Source organism: Jatrophihabitans fulvus (assembly GCF_054781375.1).
In genome coordinates, this window is sequence record NZ_BAAGUN010000001.1 from 1,633,545 (window position 1) to 1,655,760 (window position 22,216).

At 73.3% G+C, this 22,216-nt stretch carries 23 protein-coding genes and 1 tRNA gene; 2 read left to right on the forward strand and 22 right to left on the reverse strand.

Annotated elements, in window-relative coordinates; all coding sequences use genetic code 11:
* From ACYVP9_RS07955 to ACYVP9_RS07970, 4 genes are all read right to left on the reverse strand, one after another.
* Positions 1-333, reverse strand: a complete 333-nt coding sequence (locus ACYVP9_RS07955; protein WP_460604158.1) for a small basic family protein — start codon at positions 331-333, stop codon at positions 1-3.
* Entirely contained in the window at positions 330-1,196 is an 867-nt protein-coding gene (locus tag ACYVP9_RS07960; protein ID WP_460604159.1) for a DUF881 domain-containing protein, read from the reverse strand. The genes ACYVP9_RS07955 and ACYVP9_RS07960 overlap by 4 nt, the downstream gene beginning before the upstream one ends.
* Positions 1,193-1,819 carry a CDP-alcohol phosphatidyltransferase family protein gene (locus tag ACYVP9_RS07965; protein ID WP_460604160.1) on the reverse strand — a complete coding sequence of 209 codons (627 nt, stop codon included), beginning with the start codon at positions 1,817-1,819 and terminating at the stop codon, positions 1,193-1,195. The genes ACYVP9_RS07960 and ACYVP9_RS07965 overlap by 4 nt, the downstream gene beginning before the upstream one ends.
* Before the next feature lie 27 nt (positions 1,820-1,846).
* A tRNA-Pro gene (locus ACYVP9_RS07970) sits at positions 1,847-1,923 on the reverse strand.
* A gap of 72 nt (positions 1,924-1,995) precedes the next feature.
* On the opposite strand from ACYVP9_RS07970, the gene ACYVP9_RS07975 reads away from it, so the two are divergent.
* Entirely contained in the window at positions 1,996-2,751 is a 756-nt protein-coding gene (locus ACYVP9_RS07975) for a PDDEXK-like family protein (RefSeq protein ID WP_460604161.1), read from the forward strand.
* Here ACYVP9_RS07975 and der read toward each other — a convergent pair.
* From der to ACYVP9_RS08060, 17 genes are all read right to left on the reverse strand, one after another.
* On the reverse strand, positions 2,723-4,075 hold the full coding sequence (der, locus tag ACYVP9_RS07980) for a ribosome biogenesis GTPase Der (RefSeq protein ID WP_460604162.1): 1,353 nt from the start codon (positions 4,073-4,075) through the stop codon (positions 2,723-2,725). The genes ACYVP9_RS07975 and der overlap by 29 nt on opposite strands.
* Complete coding sequence (gene cmk, locus ACYVP9_RS07985) at positions 4,072-4,734, reverse strand: (d)CMP kinase (RefSeq protein WP_460604163.1); 663 nt, start codon at positions 4,732-4,734, stop codon at positions 4,072-4,074. Before cmk ends, der begins: the two co-directional genes overlap by 4 nt.
* A 63-nt stretch (positions 4,735-4,797) precedes the next feature.
* Positions 4,798-5,544, reverse strand: a complete 747-nt coding sequence (locus ACYVP9_RS07990) for a pseudouridine synthase (protein WP_460604164.1) — start codon at positions 5,542-5,544, stop codon at positions 4,798-4,800.
* Between the two features lie 13 nt (positions 5,545-5,557).
* Complete coding sequence (gene scpB / locus ACYVP9_RS07995) at positions 5,558-6,469, reverse strand: SMC-Scp complex subunit ScpB (RefSeq protein ID WP_460604165.1); 912 nt, start codon at positions 6,467-6,469, stop codon at positions 5,558-5,560.
* Entirely contained in the window at positions 6,466-7,362 is an 897-nt protein-coding gene (locus ACYVP9_RS08000; protein WP_460604166.1) for a segregation and condensation protein A, read from the reverse strand. The genes scpB and ACYVP9_RS08000 overlap by 4 nt, the downstream gene beginning before the upstream one ends.
* Entirely contained in the window at positions 7,359-8,273 is a 915-nt protein-coding gene (locus tag ACYVP9_RS08005; RefSeq protein ID WP_460604167.1) for a ParA family protein, read from the reverse strand. Before ACYVP9_RS08005 ends, ACYVP9_RS08000 begins: the two co-directional genes overlap by 4 nt.
* An 87-nt stretch (positions 8,274-8,360) precedes the next feature.
* Positions 8,361-9,347 (reverse strand): site-specific tyrosine recombinase XerD, encoded by a 987-nt coding sequence (xerD, locus tag ACYVP9_RS08010; protein ID WP_460604327.1) that lies wholly within the window; start codon positions 9,345-9,347, stop codon positions 8,361-8,363.
* A gap of 2 nt (positions 9,348-9,349) precedes the next feature.
* Positions 9,350-9,967: an NUDIX hydrolase gene (locus tag ACYVP9_RS08015; protein ID WP_460604168.1), complete on the reverse strand. Its 618-nt coding sequence runs from the start codon at positions 9,965-9,967 to the stop codon at positions 9,350-9,352.
* Positions 9,960-11,681, reverse strand: a complete 1,722-nt coding sequence (locus ACYVP9_RS08020) for a CTP synthase (RefSeq protein ID WP_460604169.1) — start codon at positions 11,679-11,681, stop codon at positions 9,960-9,962. Before ACYVP9_RS08020 ends, ACYVP9_RS08015 begins: the two co-directional genes overlap by 8 nt.
* 97 nt (positions 11,682-11,778) lie before the next feature.
* A complete protein-coding gene (locus tag ACYVP9_RS08025) occupies positions 11,779-12,333 on the reverse strand; it encodes a hypothetical protein (protein WP_460604170.1) in 555 nt (184 codons plus the stop codon).
* 71 nt (positions 12,334-12,404) lie between these two features.
* Positions 12,405-13,322: a copper transporter gene (locus tag ACYVP9_RS08030; protein ID WP_460604171.1), complete on the reverse strand. Its 918-nt coding sequence runs from the start codon at positions 13,320-13,322 to the stop codon at positions 12,405-12,407.
* A gap of 49 nt (positions 13,323-13,371) precedes the next feature.
* Entirely contained in the window at positions 13,372-14,550 is a 1,179-nt protein-coding gene (gene steA / locus ACYVP9_RS08035) for a putative cytokinetic ring protein SteA (protein ID WP_460604172.1), read from the reverse strand.
* A 205-nt stretch (positions 14,551-14,755) separates the two neighbouring features.
* Positions 14,756-16,816: a DNA repair protein RecN gene (recN, locus tag ACYVP9_RS08040; RefSeq protein ID WP_460604173.1), complete on the reverse strand. Its 2,061-nt coding sequence runs from the start codon at positions 16,814-16,816 to the stop codon at positions 14,756-14,758.
* Complete coding sequence (locus tag ACYVP9_RS08045; protein WP_460604174.1) at positions 16,813-17,742, reverse strand: diacylglycerol kinase catalytic domain-containing protein; 930 nt, start codon at positions 17,740-17,742, stop codon at positions 16,813-16,815. The genes recN and ACYVP9_RS08045 overlap by 4 nt, the downstream gene beginning before the upstream one ends.
* A complete protein-coding gene (locus ACYVP9_RS08050; RefSeq protein WP_460604175.1) occupies positions 17,739-18,665 on the reverse strand; it encodes a TlyA family RNA methyltransferase in 927 nt (308 codons plus the stop codon). Before ACYVP9_RS08050 ends, ACYVP9_RS08045 begins: the two co-directional genes overlap by 4 nt.
* Before the next feature lies 1 nt (position 18,666).
* A complete protein-coding gene (locus tag ACYVP9_RS08055) occupies positions 18,667-18,789 on the reverse strand; it encodes a hypothetical protein (RefSeq protein WP_460604176.1) in 123 nt (40 codons plus the stop codon).
* A 583-nt stretch (positions 18,790-19,372) separates the two neighbouring features.
* Positions 19,373-20,491, reverse strand: a complete 1,119-nt coding sequence (locus ACYVP9_RS08060) for an HAD-IIA family hydrolase (protein ID WP_460604177.1) — start codon at positions 20,489-20,491, stop codon at positions 19,373-19,375.
* A gap of 37 nt (positions 20,492-20,528) precedes the next feature.
* Between ACYVP9_RS08060 and ACYVP9_RS08065 the strand changes: the two genes are divergently transcribed.
* Positions 20,529-21,824, forward strand: coding sequence for a DUF1015 domain-containing protein (locus ACYVP9_RS08065; protein ID WP_460604178.1), 1,296 nt, complete (start codon positions 20,529-20,531; stop codon positions 21,822-21,824).
* Here ACYVP9_RS08065 and ACYVP9_RS08070 read toward each other — a convergent pair.
* The gene (locus ACYVP9_RS08070; RefSeq protein WP_460604179.1) at positions 21,766-22,146 is read right to left on the reverse strand and encodes a single-stranded DNA-binding protein; all 381 of its coding nucleotides are present in this window, start codon (positions 22,144-22,146) and stop codon (positions 21,766-21,768) included. The two genes, ACYVP9_RS08065 and ACYVP9_RS08070, sit on opposite strands and share 59 nt — an antisense overlap.
* Positions 22,147-22,216 lie beyond the last annotated feature (70 nt).

Here is a 22,216-nt window from a genome sequence, read left to right on the forward strand (position 1 = left end):
TCAGGCCCGGAACACGTGACGGCGGATCGCGGCCGCGTTGCCGAAGATGCGGATGCCGAGCACGACCACGACCGCAGTCGACAGCTGCCCGCCGACGCCCAGCTTGTCGCCGAGGAACACGATCAGCGCGGCGACGAGCACGTTCGACACGAACGACACGACGAACACCTTGGCGTCGAAGATGCCGTCGAGGCGGGCGCGGATGCCGCCGAACACGGCGTCGAGCGCCGCGACGACGGCGATCGGCAGGTACGGCTCGAGCCACTCGGGGACGGTCGGGCGGAAGATCAGCCCGAGCACCACGCCGGCGACGAGCGCGAGAGCGGCGATCACCGGCTGCTCGCCGACGGCGCGGGGACGGCGTAGCGGGGCGAGACGGCCGACGCCGCCGGCAGCTCGAGGCTCGACTGGTTGGCGAAGCCGAAGCCGATGCCGAGCGCGCCGGCGCGGGTCTGGTACCGCGCGGCGACGGCGCTCTGGGCGAAGTCGGTGGCCAAGGTGTCGGCGTCCCCGATCGCCTCGATCCGGTACGGCGAGGTGATGGGCTGGAAGTCGACGAGAACCGCTTCGCCGGCGAAGCGGATCGCACTGGTGGGCGTCAGCCGGACGCCGTTCACCGCGATCGCCTCGGCGCCGTCGCGCCACAGTTCGTTGACCACCGCCCGCACGTCACGGTCGGTGAGGATATGCGTGGCGCCGATGGGGACGGATCCGCCGCGCTGGGGGGCACCGGACGAGCCCGAGTTCTTCGGCTCGCTCAACGTGACCCGCAACCCCGGCCCCGTGACGGGCAGCTCACCGGCGGCCAGTTGGGCCCGGGTGAGTTCGCGCGACAGCGCGCCGCCCGACGGCAGCGCCGCCGCCTGTTCGCGGTCGAGGTCGGTCTCGACCCGGTCGAGATCGTCGGCGAGGTCGTCGGCACCGGCCTGTGCCGCGCGCACCCGTTCGACCAGCCGGTCGTGCACCCGCTGGGCCTCGGGCGCGCCGCGGTTGGTGTGCACGTACGCGACGACCAGCAGGAATCCGATGACGAGGGCGCCGATCGCCGCGAGCGGGGTGTCGAGACGGCGACGTCCACCGGAGGGACGGTCGGCGCGCCGCGCGGCCGCGGCGGCGTACCCGGGGTCGAGGTGGTTCTCGACGAGGTCGAGCAGCAGCTGCGGGGCGCCGTTGCGCCGGGTTGGGGACGGGGTCACGACCGCGCCCCGGCGCCCGCGGACGGCACGATCGCATCGGGGCGGCGCAGCAGCCCGACCACCTGATGGAGGTAAACGGCGCCGGCCCACAGGTACAGCGCGGTGCCCCAGATGGTGAACGCCCACGCCGTCGCACGCGCGGTGTCGGCGAGCCACCCCTCGTAGGTGCCGAGCAGCAGCAGCGGGAAGGCGTAGAGCAGGCAGAACGTCGCCGCCTTGCCGAGATAGTGCACCTCGGGCGGACCCCAGCCCGCGCGCCGCAGCAGCGGCAGCGTCACGCCGAGCACGAGGTCGCGTCCGACGATGACGATCGCGAGCCACAGCGGGATCACGTCGCGCAGCACCAGCCCCACGAGGGTGGCGAGGATGTACAGCCGGTCGGCCGCGGGGTCGAGCAACGCCCCGAAGCGGCTCGTCTGGTCGAGCGCCCGCGCCAGCACGCCGTCGAGCCAGTCGGTGAAGCCCGACAGCATCAGGATCAGCAGTGCCCACAGATCGGCCTCGGGCCCGAGCAGCAGGTACAGGAACAGCGGCACGCCCAGCAGCCGCACCACGCTCAGCGCGTTGGGGATGGTCCAGATGCGGTCATGGATCGGAGGACCGGCGGAGGAGTCGGACGTCATCCGACCCCCTCGCGCCGCCCTTCGATCTGGTCGGGACGACAGGATTTGAACCTGCGACCCCTCGGCCCCCAGCCGAGTGCTCTACCAACCTGAGCCACGTCCCGTTCGACGACTCAGCCTATCGCAGGCGTGCGCGGAGGTTCGAAAGTGTCGGTGCCCATACCTACCGTCGGGCTGTGGCTTACACGAACGAAGAACTCGCCGCCGCGATCGTCGCCGCCCGGTCCTGGCGGGACGTGCTGCGACGCCTCGGTCTGACCCCGACCTCGGCCGGATCGCTGCGGGCAGCGCGGCGCCGAGCCGATGACCTTGCCTTGGACTATTCGCACTTCACCGGCCAACGGCGGTGGTCCGACAGCGCCCTGGCCGACGCCGTGACACGGTCGAGGTCGTGGACGGAGGTGGCGGGACGTCTCGGCCTGTTCGACGGCGACAGCATCGTCACCGTGCGCGGACATGCGGCCAGATTGGCTCTCGACACCGCTCACCTCGCCGCGCCCGTCGTCCCTCCAGACACTGCGACCGGCGAGCCACCACGCCCCGAGTTCCTGCGCCGAGCCGCACCCAACCTCGCAGCCGCCTGGTTCCTCGTCCGGGGTCACGCCGTCAGCTGGCCGCTCGAGCCCGCGCGTTACGACCTGCTCGTCGACTCGGCCGGACGTCTGCGCCGGGTGCAGGTCAAGACCACGGTCGCGCGTGCCAAGACGAAGGACACCGTGTCGTTGTCGACCTCTCGACGCGTCGGACGCCAGACCTACGCCCACGACGAGATCGACAGCTTCTTCGTGGTCGACAGCCGCCTCGACGGTTACCTGATCCCGGTAGAGGCTGTGGCGGGTCGGTATTCGATCACGCTCGCCCCCTACGCGCGCTTCTGCGTGTTGCGGCGCGGAGACCTGCTGACTACCGCTTCCGCTTCTCCCGCACCTTGACCGAGATCTCGATCGGCGTGCCGGTGAAACCGAAGTCCTCCCGCAGCCGACGCTCGATGAAGCGGCGGTAGCCGGCCTCGAGGAAGCCGGTGGTGAACAGCACGAACCGCGGCGGCCTGATGTCCGCCTGGGTCGCGAACAGCACCCTGGGCGCGCGCCCGCCCCGGGCGGGCGGCGGGGTCGCGGAGACCACCTCGGCGAGCCAGCTGTTGAGCCGTCCGGTCGGGATGCGGCGGTCCCACGACTCGAGCGAGGTGCGCAGTGCCGCCGCGAGCCGGTCGACCGCCCGGCCGGTGCGCGCCGACACGTTCACGCGGGGCGCCCACGCGATGCGGGCCATGTCGCGCTCGATCTCGCGTTCGAGTCGGTCCCGGCGGTCGTCGTCGAGCAGGTCCCATTTGTTGAACGCCAGCACCAGCGCGCGGCCGGCGTCCGTGACCTCCGAGATCACCCGCTGGTCCTGCTCGCTGATCACCTCCGAGGCGTCGAGCAGCACGACGGCGACCTCGGCCGCCTCGATGGCGGCGGCGGTACGGAGACTGGCGTAGTACTCCATGCCCGTGGCCTGCCGCACCCGCTTGCGCAGGCCGGCGGTGTCGACGAACCGCCACGTCTCGCCGCCGAGGTCGACCAGGCTGTCGACGGGGTCGACGGTGGTGCCGGCGACGCTGTCGACGACGGAGCGCTCCTCCCCCGTCAGCCGGTTCAGCAGGCTCGACTTGCCGACGTTGGGTCGCCCGACCAGGGCCACGCGACGCGGCCCGAGTTCCTCGTCCTCGCGGTCGGGCGGGGCGTCGGGCATGGCGTCGAGCAGCACGTCGAGCAGGTCGCCGCTGCCACGGCCGTGCAGGCCGCTGACGGGGTAGGGCTCCCCCAGCCCGAGCCGCCACAGCTCGGCGGTGTCGGGCTCGAAGCGCTGGTCGTCGACCTTGGTGGCGGCGAGCACGACGGGCTTGTCGCCGCGGCGCAGCGTGCGCGCCACGGTCAGGTCGGTCTCGGTGGCGCCGGTACGGCCGTCGATCACGAAGAGCACGACGTCGGCGCTCGCGACCGCCCGCTCCGCCTGGGCCGACACCATCGCCTGCAGGCCGCGGGCGTCGGGCTCCCATCCGCCGGTGTCGACGAGCGTGAACCGGCGGCCGTTCCACAGCGCGTCGTAGGCGATGCGGTCGCGCGTGACGCCGGGAATGTCCTGCACGACCGCTTCGCGCCGGCCCAGCAGCCGGTTGACCAGCGTCGACTTGCCGACGTTGGGACGCCCGACCACGGCGACGACGGGCAGGACCTCGACGTCGCCGCCCGGGTCGTCCGACACCTCGCTCACGACGAGCCGGTCGCGAGGTCGACGAGCCGGTCGACGACCTGGTCGATGTCCAGCTCGGAGGTGTCGAGCTCGACGGCGTCGGCGGCCTGCGCGAGCGGGCTCGCCGCGCGGGAGCTGTCGAGTCCGTCGCGGCGGGCGATGTCACCGGCGATCGCCTCGACGTCGGCGTCGAGTTCTTTCGCGCGCCGCTGCGCGCGCACCTCGGGGCTGGCCGTCAGGTAGACCTTCGGACGGGCGGTCGGCCACACGACCGAGCCGATGTCGCGGCCCTCGACCACGATGCCGCCGTCGTCGATCAGCTCCCGCTGCTGCGCCACGAGCTGCGCCCGCACGCTCGGCACCGCCGAGACCGCCGACACCGCGGCGGTGGTCTCGCCACTGCGGATCTCGGTGTCGACCGCGTCGCCGTCGAGGCGCACGGACGCCTGCTGCGGGTCGGTGGAGATGTCGATGCGGGCGGCCTCGACCACCTGGGCGATGGCGACGGCGTCGTCGAGCGGGACGCCGGCGCGCAGCGCCGCGACGGTGGCGGCGCGGTACATCGCGCCGGTGTCGAGGTATCGGGCCCCCAGGCGCTGCGCGAGGCGCCGCGCGACCGTCGACTTGCCCGTGCCGGATGGGCCGTCGAGTGCGACGACCCCGGTGTAGCGCTCAGTCACGCCGACGAGCTTACGGACCGTGCCGGACGGGCCCGTCCGGCCGAGCCCGACGGGTCGCCGCGGTCACGCCTGCTCGGCCAGGTGGTGCAGTCCCGCGAGTTCCTCGCGCGACAGCGGACGGACGGTTCCCGCGCGCTGGCTGCCCAGCCGGACCGGACCGATGCTGGTGCGCACGAGCCGCTCGACCGGGTGGCCGACCGAGGCGAGCATGCGGCGCACGATGTGCTTGCGTCCCTCGTGCAGCACGATCTCGACGATCGCGCGGTCGTTCTGGGTCTGCACCACCCGGAACGTGTCGGCCTTCGCGGGGCCGTCGTCCAGCTCGACTCCGGCGAGAAGCTGCCGTCCGACCGTCTTCGCGACCGGACCGGGCACCGTCGCGAGGTACGTCTTGCGCACCCCGAACGACGGGTGCATGAGGGTGTGCGCGAGGTCGCCGTCGTTGGTGAGCAGCAGCAACCCCTCGCTGTCGGCGTCGAGACGCCCGACGTGGAACAGGCCCTCGGTCGAGTCGACGAGTTGCGCGACGAGGTCACCGACGGTCGGACGGCCCCGCTCGTCGCTCATCGCGCTCAGCACGCCGCGCGGCTTGTTGAGCGCGAGGTGTACGAGCTCCTCGCGTACCTCGATGCGGTCGCCGTCGACGTGGATCACCGCGTGGGCGGGGTCGACCCGCGCCCCGAGCAGGGCGACCCGACCGTCGACGGTCACCCGCCCGGCGGCGATGAGTTCCTCGGCCTTGCGCCGGGACCCGATCCCCGCCCCGGCGAGCACCTTCTGCAGCCGGACGCCGTCCGCGGTGTTCGTCATGTCCGCTCGTCGTTCAGTCGCGCTCGGACGTGAGCACGGCGGGGGCGGACGGCGACGGGGCGTCGGCGCTGTCGAGACCGGCGTCGAGATCGTTGCCGAAGCCGTCGAGGTCGTCGACCGTGTCGACGTCGGGCAGCAGCGGGGCGAGCGAGGGCAGTTCGTCGAGGCTGCGCAGGCCCATCCGTTCGAGGAACAGGTCGGTGGTGCGGAACAGCCCGCCGCCGCTGATCGGGTCGCTGCCGACCTCGACGACGAGTCCGCGGGCGAGCAGGGTGCGCACCACGCCGTCGACGTTGACGCCGCGGATGGCCGACACCCGCGCGCGCGTGACGGGCTGCCGGTACGCGATGACCGCGAGCGTCTCGAGCGCCGCCTGGCTCAACCGGCTCTTCTGGCCGTCGCGCAGGAAGTGCTCGACGACATCGGCGTGCTCGGCGCGGGTGTAGAGCCGCACCCCACCGGCGACCTCGCGCAGTTCCATGCCGGCGGAGCGTTCGTCGTAGGCCGTCCGCAGCTCGTCGAGCGCCTGCTGCACGGCGTCCGTCGTCTGTTCGAGCGTGGCCGCCAGCATCGTCACCGTCACCGGCGCCTCGACGACGAACAGCACCGCCTCGATGGCCGAACGCAACTCGTCGGGGTCGGCCAGCCTGGCGGCCAGCACGCCCGGCAACTGCTCCGGCTCCTCCTCGACGGGCACCTCGATCTCGGTCGCCACCACGTCGGCCTCGCTCGCGACCCGGATGCCGTCCAGCGGGTCGCCCGCCGGTTCGTGCGCACCAGCGTCGGCAGCCATGCCGTCGACGGTGGCTTCGGCGGTGTCCGCGAACGTGTCGGGGGCGGTGTCCGTGGACGTGTCCGCCTCGTCGGTCGGTGCGGCGGTGGGCCCGGGGACGGCGGTGCCGTCGGGGTTCTCGGGTGCGGTCACTGGTACTCCTCGTCCGCGGCGTTCGCCGCGACAGCGTCGTCCTCGTCGTCGTTCTCGCCGCCGGTCCAGCGGACCAGCAGTTCCGACAACGCCTCGGCCTGGTCGAAGGTCACCGACCCCTCGCGGTACAGCTCGAGCAACCCCAAGAAGCGGGCCACCACCTCGAGCGTGATCGCGCAGTCGGCGACGAGCGCGCGGAACGTCGCCGCGCCCTGCCGGCGCAGCCGGCTGCGCAGGATCCCCATGTGCTCGGCCACGCTGACCTGCGGCGCGTGCACGTGGTCGGTGGCGACCACCGGCACGGGTTTGGGCGCGAACGCCCCGGCCGCGATGGCCGCGAAGCGCTCGGGGCTGACCCCGATGTCGACCTCGGGCAGCAGTTCCGCGAAGCGGGCCTCGAGCTCGACGGCGCGGCCGTGGCGCTGCGCCTGGCGGCGGTCGAGCTCCTGCAGGTGCGCGGCGGCGAGCTTGTAGGCCCGGTACTGCAGCAGCCGGGCGAACAGCAGGTCCCGCGCCTCGAGCAGCGCGAGGTCCTCCTCGTCCTCGACCTCGGCGGCGGGCAGCAGCCGCGCCGCCTTCAGGTCGAGCAGCGTCGCCGCGACGACCAGGAACTCGGTGGCCTTGCCGAGGTCGTAGGTGTCCATGCCGGCGAGGTAGCTGATGAACTCGTCGGTGACCTGCGACAGCGCAACCTCGGTGACGTCCAGCTGCCGGCGGCTGATGAGGTTCAGCAGCAGGTCGAAGGGGCCCTCGAAGTTGTCGAGGCGCACCCGGAACGCCCCGTCGGTCTCCGGAGCGTCGACGCCCTCGACGGGCTCGGCCAGCTCGATGTCGGCGGCGTCGTCGACCTCGACCACGGTGCCGTCGGCAGCGTCGATGTCGTCCTCGATCACGATCGCGCGATGACCTCTCGCGCGAGGTTGCGGTACGCCTTCGCCCCGCCGGACGACGGTGCCCACGTGGTGATCGGCTCTCCCGCGACGGTCGTCTCGGGGAAGCGGACGGTGCGGGTGATGACGGTGTCGTAGACCTTGTCGCCGAACGCGTCGAGCACGCGCTGGAAGACCTCGCGGCCGTGCAGCGTGCGCCCGTCGTACATGGTGGCGAGGATGCCGTCGAGCTGCAGGTCCGGGTTGAGCCGATGCTGCACCTTGTCGATGGTGTCGATCAGCAGCGCGACCCCGCGCAGGCTGAAGAACTCGCACTCGAGAGGGATGATCACGCCGTGCGACGCCGTCAGGGCGTTCACGGTGAGCAGGCCCAGCGACGGCTGGCAGTCGATGAGCACGTAGTCGTACTCGGGCAGCACCGGCGCGAGCGCCCGCGCGAGCGTCTGCTCCCGCGCCACCTCGGTCACCAGCTGGATCTCCGCCGCGGACAGGTCGATGTTGCTGGGAAGCAGGTCGATGCCCGGTACGGACGTCTTCAGCAGCACGTCGTCGATCGACACGCCGCGCTCCATCAGCAGGTTGTAGCTGGTGAGCTCGAGCTGGTGCGGCTGCACGCCCAGGCCCACCGACAGCGCGCCCTGCGGGTCGAAGTCGACGAGCAGTACCCGCCTGCCGACCTCGGCGAGCGCGGCCCCGAGGTTGATGGCGGACGTCGTCTTGCCGACGCCGCCCTTCTGGTTGCACAGCGAGACGACGCGCGCGGGGCCGTGCCGTTCGAGCGGCGGCGGCTCCGGAGCCACCCGCTTGGAACGCTCCGCGGCCGGGTCGACGGACTTGGCCCGGTCGACCGCGAACAGGGCGTCGGACTCGACGGCCTCCGCGGGTGCGGCGGGAGTGCCGTCAGCTTCGGTCATCGACGCCGCTGCCTCCTTCGCCTTCGCGTCCGACGGGCCTGTCGGACGCACCGAAACTACACCGAGGCAACTCCCGCGAGGCGGACGTCAGCCCGTGCGCCGACGCGACCCCGCGCGTCCGGCCCGCGGATGGCTGCTGGCGTAGACCTCGCGCAGCGTGTCGACGGTGACCAGGGTGTAGATCTGGGTGGTCGTGACCGATGCGTGGCCCAGCAGTTCCTGCACCACGCGCACGTCCGCGCCACCCTCGACGAGATGCGTGGCGAACGAGTGGCGCAGCGTGTGCGGCGAGATCTCGGCCGCGATACCGGCCCGTTCGGCGGCGCTGCGCAGCACCGCCCACGCCGACTGCCGCGACAGCGGGCCTCCGCGGGCGTTGAGGAACACCCGCGAGGCGACGGACCGGTTCGCGGACGTCAGCGTCGCGAGTTCCGGCCGGGCCAGCGTCAGGTACGTGGTCAGCGCCTTGGCCGCGTACGAGCCCACCGGCACCCGCCGGTGCTTGCCGCCCTTGCCGCGCAGCAGCACGGTGTTGTCGACCAGGTCGAGGTCGTCGACGTCGAGCCCGACGGCCTCCGAGATGCGGGCCCCGGTGCCGTACAGCAGCTCGAGCAGAGCACGGTCGCGGTGGGCGAGCGCGGTGCGCGCGTACCCGGCCGCCTCGAGCAGCCGCTCGACGTCCTCGAGCGGGATCGCCTTGGGCAACCGGCGGGGCGGCGCGGCCGGCCGGACCTCGCGCGACACGTCGACCTCGACGATGCCCTCGCGCAGCGCGAAGCGGTGCAGGCCACGGACGGCGACCACAGCACGGGCCGCCGACGCCGCCGACAGCGGCGGATGGTCGGCGTCGCCCTCGCGCAGGTAGGTCAGGAACGCGCCGATCGCGGCCGCGTCCACCTCGGACAACCGGTCGGCGCCCGTGGCGGCGAGGAAGTCCAGGTAGCGGTGCAGGTCGCGCCGGTAGGAGCTCAGCGTGTTGGCGGCGACGCCCCGCTCGACGGACAGGTGGTCGAGGTACGTCCGCACCGCGGCCGCCGAGGCCGTGCCCGCCGTGCCCGCCGCTCCCGCGGCCACCGTCACCCGCCGAACTCCGGCTTGGCCGGCCACGGCGCGTCGGACGGACGCAGGTGGCGCCAGTCGGTGGCCCGGCCGTGCACCGCGGCCAGGATTCCGGAGACCGCGATCGCATTGGTGATCGTGCCTGCCATCACGCGACGGACGGCCTCGGTCAGCGGCTCCCGTGTCACCGTCATGCTCGCCTCCTCGTGCTCGAGGGCGAAGTCCCCGCGGTCGACCGGGCTCAGGTCGCGGGCGAGGAACACGCGCACCGCCTCGTCGGACATGCCCGGCGACGAGAACAGGTCGACGAGCACGTGCCACCGCCGCGCCTGCAGGCCGGCCTCCTCGACGAACTCGCGCTGCGCCGCCTCGAGCGCCGACTCGCCCGGCATGTCGAGCAGGCCCGCGGGCAGCTCGTCCAGCCGCGCGCCGACCGGGTGGCGGTACTGGTTGACCAGCACCACGCGGCCCTCGTCGTCGAGCGCGACCACGGCGACGGCGCCGGGGTTGCGCACGACCTCGCGGTGCGCGCTCGACCCGTCGGGCATGCGGACCTCGTCGACGGCGACGGTCAGCACCTTGCCCGAGAACACGGTCTCGGACGACAGCAGTTCGAAGTCGTCCAGCTCACCCACGCGACACCGCGTCCTGATCGGCGCGCTCGGGAATGGCGACGGGCAACCGCTCGGCGTCGTTGTAGTCCAGCGCCGCCTGCACGAACGCTCGGAACAGCGGATGGGCCCGCGTCGGACGGGACTTCAGCTCGGGGTGGGCCTGCGTCGAGGCATAGAACGGGTGGACGTCCGCGGGCAGCTCGACGAACTCGACGAGCCGCCCGTCCGGCGACTCGCCCGACACGACGAGTCCGGCCTTCTCCAGGTCGGCCCGGTAGTCGTTGTTGACCTCGTAGCGGTGGCGGTGGCGTTCGGTGACCGCGGTGGCGCCGTAGGCGCGGGCCACGACCGATCCGGGGACGAGGTTGGCCGGGTACGAGCCGAGGCGCATGGTGCCGCCGAGGTCGGCCTCCCCCGCGACCGCCTTCACCTGGCTGGCCATCGTGGCGATGACCGGATGTTCGGTCTCGGGCGCGAACTCGGCGGAGTTGGCGTCGGCGATGCCCGCGAGATGGCGGGCCGCCTCGATGACCATGCACTGCAGTCCCAGGCAGAGTCCCAGGGCGGGCAACCCGTGTTCGCGGGCGTGGTGCAGCGCGCCGACCTTGCCCTCGATGCCGCGGATGCCGAACCCGCCGGGCACCACGATGCCGTCGACCCCGGCCAACGCCGCGGCCGCGCCGGCCGGCGTCTCGCACGAGTCCGACGGCACCCACTTGATCGCGACCTTGGTGCGGTGGGCGAACCCGCCCGCCCGCAGCGCCTCGACCACCGACAGGTACGCGTCCGGCAGGTCGACGTATTTGCCGACCAGCGCGACGGTGACGTCGGCGCGGGTGTCGTGCACCCGGTCGAGCAGATCGCCCCAGACCGTCCAGTCGACGTCCCGGAACGGCAGGCCGAGCCGCCGCACCACGTACGCGTCGAGGCCCTCGGAGTGCAGCACCTTCGGGATCTCGTAGATGCTCGGCGCGTCGACCGCCGCGACGACGGCCTCGGTGTCGACGTCGCACATCAGCGCGATCTTGCGTTTGACGCTCTCGGGGAGCTCGCGGTCGGAGCGGCAGACGACGGCGTCGGGCGCGATGCCGATGCTGCGCAGCGCGGCGACCGAGTGCTGCGTCGGCTTGGTCTTCAGCTCACCGGACGGCGCCAGGTACGGCACCAGCGAGACGTGCAGGTAGAAGCAGTTGTCCCGTCCGACCTCGTGACGCACCTGACGGGCGGCCTCGAGGAACGGCAGCGACTCGATGTCGCCGACCGTGCCGCCGATCTCGGTGATGACGATGTGCGGGGCGTGGCCGTCGGCGTCCGGCGCCGCCATCGCCGTGATGCGGTCCTTGATCTCGTTGGTGATGTGCGGGATCACCTGGACGGTGTCGCCCAGGTACTCGCCGCGCCGCTCCTTCGCGATGACGCTCGAGTACACCTGGCCGGTGGTGACGTTCGCGGACCCGACCAGGTCGGTGTCGAGGAAGCGTTCGTAGTGGCCGATGTCCAGGTCGGTCTCGGCACCGTCCTCGGTCACGAAGACCTCGCCGTGCTGGAACGGGTTCATCGTCCCGGGGTCGACGTTCAGGTACGGGTCGAGTTTCTGCATCGTCACCCGCAGCCCGCGCGCCTTCAACAGCGTGCCCAGGCTCGAGGCCGTCAGGCCCTTGCCGAGTGAGGACGCCACACCACCGGTGACGAAGAGATGCCGTGTCGTATAGGTGCCCTGCGGCGCTCGATCCACGGACATTCACGCTAACACGCTCACCCGGGCGTTCGGCGCCGTTCGCAACCGCCGGGCTCGTCGTGTCGCACGACGACCGCGCGGACGCCGACGTCAGTCAGGCGGAGCGGCGGCGTCGACCCCGGCGCGTCCGGTCGTCGGGACCGGGTGCGGGCGACTCGGCGGGCTCGACCCGGACGTCGACGACGGCGGCGGACGGGAACGGCGAGTCGAGGACGAGCCCGGCGGCGCTGTCGATGCGGTAGGCGTCGTCGGCGGTGAGCAGGCCGGTGGCGTGCAGCTGACGCAGCAACCGGGCCCGCGCGTAGGCGTTGGGGGCGAACGGGGCCGCCGCACCAGCGACGACCACGGCGACCTGCCGCGCCGCCGCCAGGCCGGGCGGCCCGCCGCGCACGCTGGTGACGACCTCGGTGTTGCCGGTGAGCTGCCGCAGCAGCGGGACGATGGCGTCGGCAGTCACCTGTCCGGCGAGCTGTCCGACGATCTCGCCCGCGACGGCGGTCGCCCGATCCGACGCGACCGCGAGCCGGTCGCGCAGGAAGCCCGCGAGCGCGGCCACCGCGACACGGGGGTCGGACGCGCTCCCGCGCCGCCCGGGCAGGCGCCGGGCGCGGCCGTGGGGCCCGGACGGGTCCTCGGGTTTCGTCGCCATCGTCCGTCCGACGGTACCGCCGTCCGGGTCGGCAGTCCGAGGCGGCGCGCCCGCCACGTGCGCTACCGGGATCAGTTGGCCGGCGCCGGGAACAGCGCGTCCGCGCCGTTCTGGGTGCCGTAGTGGCCCGGCTGGCCCGCGACGACGCCGGCGAGGGCGAGGACGGCGGAGACCTGGCCGAACGAGCTGTCGGCGTCGTCGACGGTGGCGACCGCGTCGCGGCTGCCGGCGTCGCCGCGCACCTCGGCCACCACCCCGCCGTCGGACGCGGACGCCGGGTTGCCGGCCACGAGCACCTTGCCGCCGGACTCGGCGAGCCCCTCGACGAGGCCGAGCTGCGCCCGCGCCGGGTACTGGTCGGCCTTCGACGAACCGCCGCCGAGCACGACGATGGTGCTGCTCGGGGTCAGGTCGTCACCCTCGACGGTCACGAGGTGCCGCTCCGCGAACGCGCTGAGCACCTGCTTGACGTCGGTCGACTCGCCCTTGCCGACGAGGACGTAGCCGAGCAGCGACCCGCCGAGCTTGCCGGCGTCGTTCGTCTCGGGCGCGGTCCAGCCGATGGGGTGGGCGGGGCCGGTGGCCAGCGAGTTGATCTCGCTGCTGCGGCTCGAGTCGAGATAGGCGCGGGCGACGGTGACCTGCCCGGACACCTTGCCTCCGGCGGCGGAGATCTGCTGCGTCACGCCTTCGGACATCGCGGCGGTGGCGCCGGGCAGGCTGACGATCACCACGGACCTGTCCTTGAGCTTGCCGGCCACGAGCTGGGCGCCGTACGTCGTGGCGAACTCGCCGGCGTCGTCCACCTGGCCCTGCAGGGTCTTGACCTTGGTGGCCAGCTGGTCGCGCTGGCCCTTCGCGTCGTCGACCTGGTTGCGCAGGTCCTTCGTGATGGGTCCGTTCAGCGCGGTGGTGCCGACGACGATGCCGACCGCCAACGCGAGGAACACCGCGATGATCGAGACGAGGTGGTAGCGGAACGAGATCACAGCAGACTCCAGCAGTACCGGGGGGTGTTCCGGGAGAGCGCCCGGACGGTCACGAGAACAGGTCCTTGACCCAGTCGATCCAGACGCCGAACTGATCGGACAGGTCGGTCAGGTAGGTGCGGCCGGTGTCGCTGACCGCGAGCGCGGCGGCGACGGCCACGAACGCGGCGATGACGAGCAGCAGCAGTGCGGCACCGGAGATCCGGTTGCGGTACAGGCGCATGACCGCGTCGGCGTCGACGAGCTTCGAGCCCAGCCGCAGCCTGGTGAGGAACGACGACGCCATGCCCGCGCGGCCCCGGTCGAGGAACTCGGTCAGGTTCGCGTGGCTGCCGACGGCGACGACGAGGTCGGCGCCCTTGTGGTCGGCGAGCAGCATGGCAGCGTCCTCGCTCGTGGTCGAGGTCGGGAACGTCGCCGCGCTCACGCCGAGGTCCTGCACGCGCAGCAGTCCCGGCGCACGACCGTCGGGGTAGGCGTGCACGACGACCTCCGCGCCGGTCGACAGTGCGGCGTCGGACACCGCGTCCATGTCGCCGAGGATGACGTCGGGCGTGTACCCGGCCTCGAGCAGCGCGTCCGCGCCGCCGTCGACGCCGATCAGCACCGGGCGGTACTCACGGATGTAGCCCTTGAGCCGCTTGAGCTCGGCGGCGTAGTCGTGGCTGCGCATGACGACGAGCACGTGCTTGCGCCGCATGTGCGTGGCGATCGCCGGAACGCCGTCATCCTCGAGCAGCAGCATCCGCTCGGCGGTCAGCACCTCGCCGGTGTTCACCGCGAACGCCTCGAGCTGCGAGGCCAGACCGGCGCGTGCCTCGAGCATCAGGCCCTGGACGGACAGCTCGTCGAGCACCGTGCCCTCGGCCACCGAGATGTCGCCGAGGTACACCGTGTCGCCGTCGATGCGGATCTTGGTGCCCTCCTTGACCGCGGCGAACACCTCCCCGCCGACGTTGTCCAGCAGCGGCACGCCGGCGGCCACGATCAGCTCGGGTCCGAGGTTGGGGTAGCGACCCGAGATGCTCGGGGCCGCGTTGACGATCACCGCGGGCTTGGCCGCGAGCAGCGATTCGGCGCTGGTGCGGTCGAGGTCGACGTGGTCGATGATCGCGATGTCGCCTGGATTGAGGCGGCCGGCGAGCCGACCCGTCGAACGGTCGAGACGGGCGACACCGCTGATCCCGGGCAGCGCCTCCGGACGACGGCGCAGCGTGGCGAGCTTCATGCCTGGTCATGCTGCCACCCGGTTCCCGCCGTTCCGGGTTACGCCACGCCCGTCACACGAGTCACACGAACACCATCATCCACACGGACCGAGGCGGCTCGTCCCGATTCGTCGGACGGGCCTCCCCCGTGTCGGACGCTCGACGGCACGAACGGGCGGACGGCAGACACCGCCGGACGGCAGACACCGCCGGACGGGTGCCGGGTCAGCTCGCCTTCGGCCCGGACCGCGAGCGTGGGCGTCGGCTCGTCGCCCCGTCGCGAGCTCCGCTGCGGTCCGTGGTGTTGCCCGTGTCGGTGCCTGCGACCCGCCCCGCGGTTTTGCTCGCGGTCTCGTCGGCCGCAGCCGCATCGTCGGCCCCGGACCGCGTGGACCGCGTGGTCCGCGTCGACGTCGGACGACGCGACCGCCCGGCGGAGCTCCGGCTGCGGGACGCGTCCCGGTCGCGCGCGGCGTCGGCCAGCAACTCGCTCGCGTGCTCGCGCGCGGTGGCGGTGTCGGATCCGGCGAGCATGCGGGCCAGCTCGGCGACCCGCTCGTCTGCCTCGACGACGCGCACGTCGCTGGCCGTGACGGCGCCGGTGTCGCCGGAACTGCCCGCCGCGCCGCGCTTCGCCGGAGCGGGCTTGTCGACGACGACATGACGGTCGGCGAACGCGGCCACCTGCGCGAGGTGGGTGACGACCAGCACCTGGCGCCCGCGCGCCAGTCTGGCCAGGCGGCGGCCGACCTCGACCGCCGCGCGGCCGCCCACGCCGGCATCGACCTCGTCGAACACGAGCGTGGTGACGCCGTCGTGGCCGGTACCGCTCTCGATCAGGCAGACCTCGAGCGCCAGCATCACCCGCGACAACTCGCCGCCCGAGGCGCCCTTGGCGATCGGCAGGGCGGGTGCGCCCGCATGCGACTGCAACAGCAGCTCGACGTCGTCGAAGCCGTCGGTAGCGGCGCCGACGCGGTCACCGTCGATCTCGACCGACGGTCCGGAGCCCGGCGGGCGGGGCCGCACCTCGACCCGCACGGTGGCCGCCGCCATGGCGAGGCCGGCCAGCTCGGCGGTCACGGCCGCGCCGAGCCGCTCGGCCGCGTCGCGCCGCCGCGACGAGAGCGCCGTTCCCAGAGCGACGACCTCCCGCTCGGCGGTCCGGGCCTCGGCGCGCAACGCGGCGATGGCCTCGTCGGACACGTCGATCTGGGCCAGCCGTTCGCGGGCCTGCTCGGCCCAGCGCAGCACCCCGTCGAGACCGGCGTCGGGATCGTCGCCGTACTTGCGCACGAGCGCCGCGAGCACGGCACGCCGCGACTCCACCTCGTGCAGCCGGGCCGGGTCGGTATCGAGCCCGGCCGCGTAGGACCCGAACTCGGCGCCGAGGTCGGCCGTGAGCGCGGCCAGCTCGCGCACCCGGGACGCGAGCGCATCGAGCTCGGCGTCCGCGCCCGACTGCTGCGCCAGCTCGCGGTCGGCCTCGGCCAGCAAGGCCAGGACGTCGGAGACCTCGGGCGCGGGGTCGTCGCCGCCGCGCAGGACGTCGTGCGCACGGCGGGCTGCCGCCTGCAGCGCGTCGGCGTGGCCGAGCCGCGCCGCCAGCCGGTTGAGTTCGTCGGACTCCCCCGCCTCGGGGGCGGCGGCGTCGATCTCGCCCAGGCCATGGGTCAGCAGGCCGGCCTCGCGGCGCAGTTCGGCCGCGCGCGCCACGCGCTCGGTGACCGCGGCCTCGGCCGCTCGCCACCGCGCGTGGGCCGCGGCGTAGTCGGACGTGTCGCAGCCGGCGTACCGGTCGAGTGCCTCACGCTGCGCCGCCGGCCGTACCAGCCGCAGCTGGTCGGACTGGCCGTGCACCGCCAGCAGCTCATCGGACAGGTCGGCCAGCACCGCCACCGGCGCGCCGGCCCCGCCGACGTACGCGCGGGAGCGGCCGGCGGCGGTGACCACCCGACGCAGCACCAGTTCGGCGGTGTCGCCGTCGGACAGCGGGTCCCACGAACCGCCGGCGGCCTCGACCCTCATGATCGCGGGCGAGTCGACGGGCACCAGCAACCGACCCTCGACGCTGGCCTGCTCCGCGCCGGTACGCACCCGGGCGGGATCGGCCCGACCGCCGAACAACAGCAGCAGACCCGTGACCACCATGGTCTTGCCGGCGCCGGTCTCACCGGTGACGACGGTGAGGCCGCCGCCCAGCGGCAACACGGCCTCGTCGATGACCCCGAGGCCCCGGATGCGCAGCTCCTCCAGGCCCCGTCCGCCGGTGTGGGTGTCGGTCATCCCGCGTCCGGCGCGTCGGAGTCGGACAGATCGGGATCGAAGTCGCCCCCGGGCTTGGACGCCTCGCGCAGGCTGCGGACGGGCAGCTGGAACTTCGATACCAGCCGGTCGGTGAACGGCACGTCGTCGAGGCGGACCACCCGGACGGGCAGCGCGCCCTTGCGCACCCGGACCCGCGCGCCGGCCGGGACGGTGAGCGACCGGCGCCCGTCGGCGCTGAGCATGGCCTCGTGCTCTGCACTGACCAGGTCCACGTCGACGACGGACGTCGGCGCGACGATCACGGGACGGGAGAACAGCGCATGTGCGGCGTTGGGGACGACGAGCATCGCGTCGACGTCGGGCCACACGATCGGGCCACCGATGGAGAACGCGTACGCGGTGGACCCGGTCGGCGTCGCGCACAGCAGCCCGTCGCACCCGAAGCGCAGCAGCGGACGCTCGTCGACGGCGACGGCGATCTCGAGCATCCGCTCGCGGTTCGTGCGCTCGAGCGACACCTCGTTCAGCGCCCACACCCGCTCGTGGACGACCCCGTCGACCACGATCTCGGCTTCGACGGTCACCCGTTCCTGCACGGTGTAGTCGCCGCGGACGAGGGTGGCGATGCTCTCGCCGAGCGCCTGCGGTTCGGCCGCGGCCAGGAACCCGACGTGACCGAGGTTGACACCGAGCATGGCGACCCCGGCCGGGCGCGCGAGTTCGGCCGCGCGCAGGAAGGTGCCGTCGCCGCCGAAGGCCAGCACCAACTCGCACCCGCGGGCGGCGTCGTCGGGGTGCGCGACGGTCGTGCCGCCGCACGCCTCGGCCTCCTCGACGAGCATGCGGACCTCGAACCCGGCGTCGCGCAGTTGATCACCGGCGCGCCGGGCGAGATCGGCGATGCGCTTGCGTTGCGTGTGCACGACGAGCAGGACGGCTCTCATCCGGTGCCTCCGTCCGGGACGTGCGGATCTTCGGTGTCGGTCCCGGGACCAGCATCGCGCGGCCCACCGACACTTCGATCACCGGCCGTGTCGCCGGCCGTGTCGCCGGCCGTGTCGCCGGTGACGTCCGCGGTCACCGCCGCGGCGATCTCGTCCGGTCCGAGCGCGGCCGGGCGGTCGGCGCGCAACCACAGGAAGAATTCCACGTTGCCCGCCGGCCCGGGCAGCGGGCTGCGCGCGACACCTTGCACCGTCCATCCGAGGTCGGCGGCGACGCCGGCGACCGCGACGACCGCGTCGGCGCGGGCGGACGGGTCGCGCACCACGCCCTTCGCCCCCAGCCGTTCGCGTCCCACCTCGAACTGGGGTTTGACCATCGGCACGAGATCGCCGTCGGACGCCGTGCACGCCGTGAGCGCGGGCAGCACGATCGGCAAGGAGATGAAGGACAGGTCGGCGACGGTGAGGTCGGCCGGGCCGCCGATCTGGTCGGGGGTGAGCGCGCGCACGTTGGTGCGGTCGTGGACCTCGACCCGGGGGTCGGTGCGCAGTGACCAGGCCAGCTGCCCGTAGCCGACGTCGACCGCCACGACGCTCGCCGCGCCCTCGCGCAGCAGGACGTCGGTGAAGCCCCCCGTCGAGGCGCCGGCGTCGAGGCAGCGACGTCCTTCGACGCGCACGTCGGCGAACGCGGCCAGGGCGCCGGCGAGTTTGTGCCCGCCCCGGGATGCGTAACCCGGGTCGCCGTCGTCCTCGACCACCCGCAACGAGGCATCCGGCCCCACCGAGGTCGCCGGCTTCGAGGCGACGACCCCGTGGACCTCGACGCGGCCGGCGGAGATCAGGGACGCGGCGTGGTCCCGGGAGCGGGCGAGCCCGCGGCGCACCAATTCGGCGTCCAGGCGTGACAGGCGTCGGGGCACGTCACGCGGTGTCGATCGCGGCGAGCGCCCGCTGCAGGCCCGCGTGGATGCGTGCGTAACCGTCGGGGTGCTCCTCGAGCGGACGGGACTCGATCTCGGCCAGCTCCGCCATCGCGTCGGCCACGGCAGGGTGGGCGGACGGACGGGGCGCCCTCGGCGGCCCGGGTCGTTCACCCGACGACGTCCCGTCGGCAGCGACGACTGCCGGAGCCGGTGCAGGAGAGGCGGCGGCAGCAGCGGCAGTGGCGTCGGGGTCCTGCGGCGCGGGGAGCGACCCGCCGTGGGCCGACGGCGGACCCGGCCGGGGACCTCCGGGCGGACCCGGCAAAGGGGCCTGCACCCGGGGACCGGGCGCCGGCACCGCCGGTGTCGCGGCCATCTCGGGAACGCCGGCCACCTCGGGAACGGCGCCGGCCTCGCGATCGCCGGCGGACGACTCCGCCTCCGGAGAGTCTGACGTCGTCGGACCGTCGACGGAGGCGTCGGCCGCGCCCGCTGCATCGACAGCGCCGCGGGCGTCGTCGTCGCGCCGGTCGTCCGAGTGTTCGGTCTCCATGGCGGTCCTCTCCTGTATGCAATGCTGCCGGACCGGGCGGTGCCCGCCGACCTGTTCCGCGGTGGATCCGGCGACCCCACCCGGCAGCGGGTCCGACGCTACCTGCACCGGACGCTGCTCCCGTGCGCCCGTCCGGACCCGGGCGGCCGCGTCAGCGCGTGGCCAGACCGAGGTCGTCCAGCACGGCGGTGGCGGCGTCGTCACCGGCCCGCACGACGCTGACGCCGGAGTCTGCGGCGCTCCAGCTCGCGGCGCAGAGCGCCCGCAGTGCGTCGAGCGCGGAATCCACCGTGTCACCGTCGCCTCGGGAGCCGGGCCCGCCGCGGGAGTCGCCGGACGCGCTCGGCGGGTCGTCGTCGACACGTGCGAGCTGCAGACCGTCGTCCTGAGCCTCGACCGCCCAACCTCCGCACTGCCACCGGCCGCCGACATCGGTGACATCGGGGTGCGTCTCGAGCAGCGCCGACACGTCGCGGCCGAGGTAGGTCGGCCGCAGGCGCGGGCCTGCTGCGAGCAGGTCGCGCGCGTCGGTGACGCCCGACAGCACGAGCAGGCTCGGGCAGCCGACCGCGTTCGCCCCCTCGATGTCCGTGTCGAGGCGGTCGCCCACGACGATCGGGCGCTCGGCGCCGGTGCGGATCAGCGTCTCCCGGTGCATCGTCGGGTCGGGTTTGCCGGTGATGACGGGGTCGGCCCCCGTAGCCGTCCGCAGCGCAGCGACGAGCGAACCGTTGCCCGGCAAGGGACCGCGCGGCGACGGCACGGTGGGATCGGCGTTGGTGGCGACCCACACCGCCCCCGCCCGCACGGCCACCGTGCCCTCGGCGAGCAGCTGCCAGTTCATCGTCGGCGAGTAGCCCTGGACCACGGCCACAGTGTCGGGCCCGGCCGTGTCGGTGGCGCTCAGCCCCTGTTCCTCGAGGGCGTCGTACAACCCCGTCGTGCCGAGGACGAGCACTTCGGCCCCGGCGTGCAGGCGCTCTCGCAGGTACCGTGCCGCCGCCTGGGAGGACGTGATGACCTCGTCCGGCTGCGCCGCGATGCCCAATTCCGTGAGATGGCCGGCCACGGTCCTGGGCGGTCGGGCCGCGTTGTTGGTGACGAAGGCGAGGTGCATTCCCTGCTGCCGCGCTGCCGCGAGGGATTCCGGCGCACCAGGCACCGCGTCCTTGCCGACGTACACCACACCGTCGAGGTCGAGCAGAGCAACGTCGAACAGCTCGGTCAACGGACGGTCGGCCCCGCGCAGTGTCGAACCCACGGGTCGCATGCTGCCACGGCGGCGTCGCTGCGTACGATCGCCAGCCGTGACCGACGCGCGCGAACCGGCCGTTCCCCCGTCCGAGACTGCGGGCTCCCAGGGACGGGGGCTGTCGCTCGCCCCCCTGCGCGCGCTGCGTCCCGCAGTGCCGGACGGTCGGCTCGGTCGGTTGCTGTGCCCGCCCTACGACGTGATCGACCCCGCCCGGCGCGCCGCGTTGCTCGAGGCCGACCCGGACAACGTGGTGGCGGTGGTACTGCCCGACCCCACACCCGAGGGGTACGCCGGCGCGGCCCGGCGGCTGGACGGCTGGGTCGAGTCGGGGACGTTCGCGCTCGACGAAGCCCCCGCGCTCTACGTCTACGAGATGACCGAATCGGACGGTCACGTGACCCGCGGCCTCATCGGAGCGGTCGAGCTCCGCGGCCCGGACGACGGGGTCATCCTGCCGCACGAGAACACCATGGCCGGACCGGTCGCGGACCGGCTCGCCGTCATGACCGCGACGGGCGCCGACCTCGAGCCCATCTACCTCGTCTACGACGGCGGCGGCGCAGCGTCGGCGCTCGTCGCCGACGCGGACGATCGACCGGCGGACGTCGACACCGAAGCGGACGGAACCCGCCACCGGGTCTGGATCGTGACGGACCCCGATGCTCACCGTGCGGTCGCGGACGATCTCGCCGGGCGGCACGCGCTCATCGCCGACGGCCACCACCGTTACGCGACCTATCGGGAACGGCAGGCACGTGAGCGCGCCGAGCGGGGCGCCGGCCCTTGGGACCGGGGACTCGCCCTGCTCGTCGACACGTCGGCCTACGGGCCGCAGGTGCACCCCATTCACCGGGTCGTGACGGGTCGGACGCTCACCGATGCCGTCTCGCGACTCGCAGCACACGCCGATGTGTCGCCGGTGCCGGACGCGTCGGACGCGCTGAACGGCTTGCCTGCGGGCGGGGCGTTCGCCGCGGTGCTCACCGACGGCTCCGAGCACGTGGTGGTGCGGGATGCGGAGGGCGCGCTGGCGCGGATGACCGCCGAATTCTCGGACGTGCCTGCGCTCGCGGATCTCGACGTGTCGGTGCTGCACCGCACCGTCGTCCAGATGCTGTGGGAGCTGCCCGACGACGTCGACACGGTCGGCTACGCCCACGATGTCGCCGAGGCCGTGGACAACGCCCGACGGGTCGGCGGCTTCGCGGTATTGCTCCGGGCCACACCCGTCACCGACGTGGCGGCGGTGGCCGCCGCCGGCGCCCGCATGCCCCGCAAGTCGACGCTGTTCACGCCGAAGCCCGCTTCCGGGGTCGTGATGCGCCGGCTGGCCGACCAGCCCGACTGACCGACAGCGCCGTGACCTCGACCGAGTAACGGCTGGCCACCCCGGTCGCGCCGCGCCAGAACCTTCGCCGCAACGCACCGTCGACCTCGACGACCGCCCCCACCTGCACGCGGGAGAGCGTCGCCCTCACCCGTGCGCGAGTGCTCACGCACTCGATGCTGTCGACGCTGCCCCGGTCGTTCCGGGGACGGTCGACGGTCAGCCGGAACGTCGCCATCAGATCGCCACTCGGCAGCTCACGTACCTGGACCTCGTCGGCGAGGCGCCCGCGGAGAAACACCGCGTTGTCGGTCTTGTCCTTCGTGCTCTTCTCCACGGCCATGGGTCGAGCATCGACCGTTCCGCTCAACAGCGGCGGCGGACGACAGCCGGGCTGTGGACGACGGACCGCC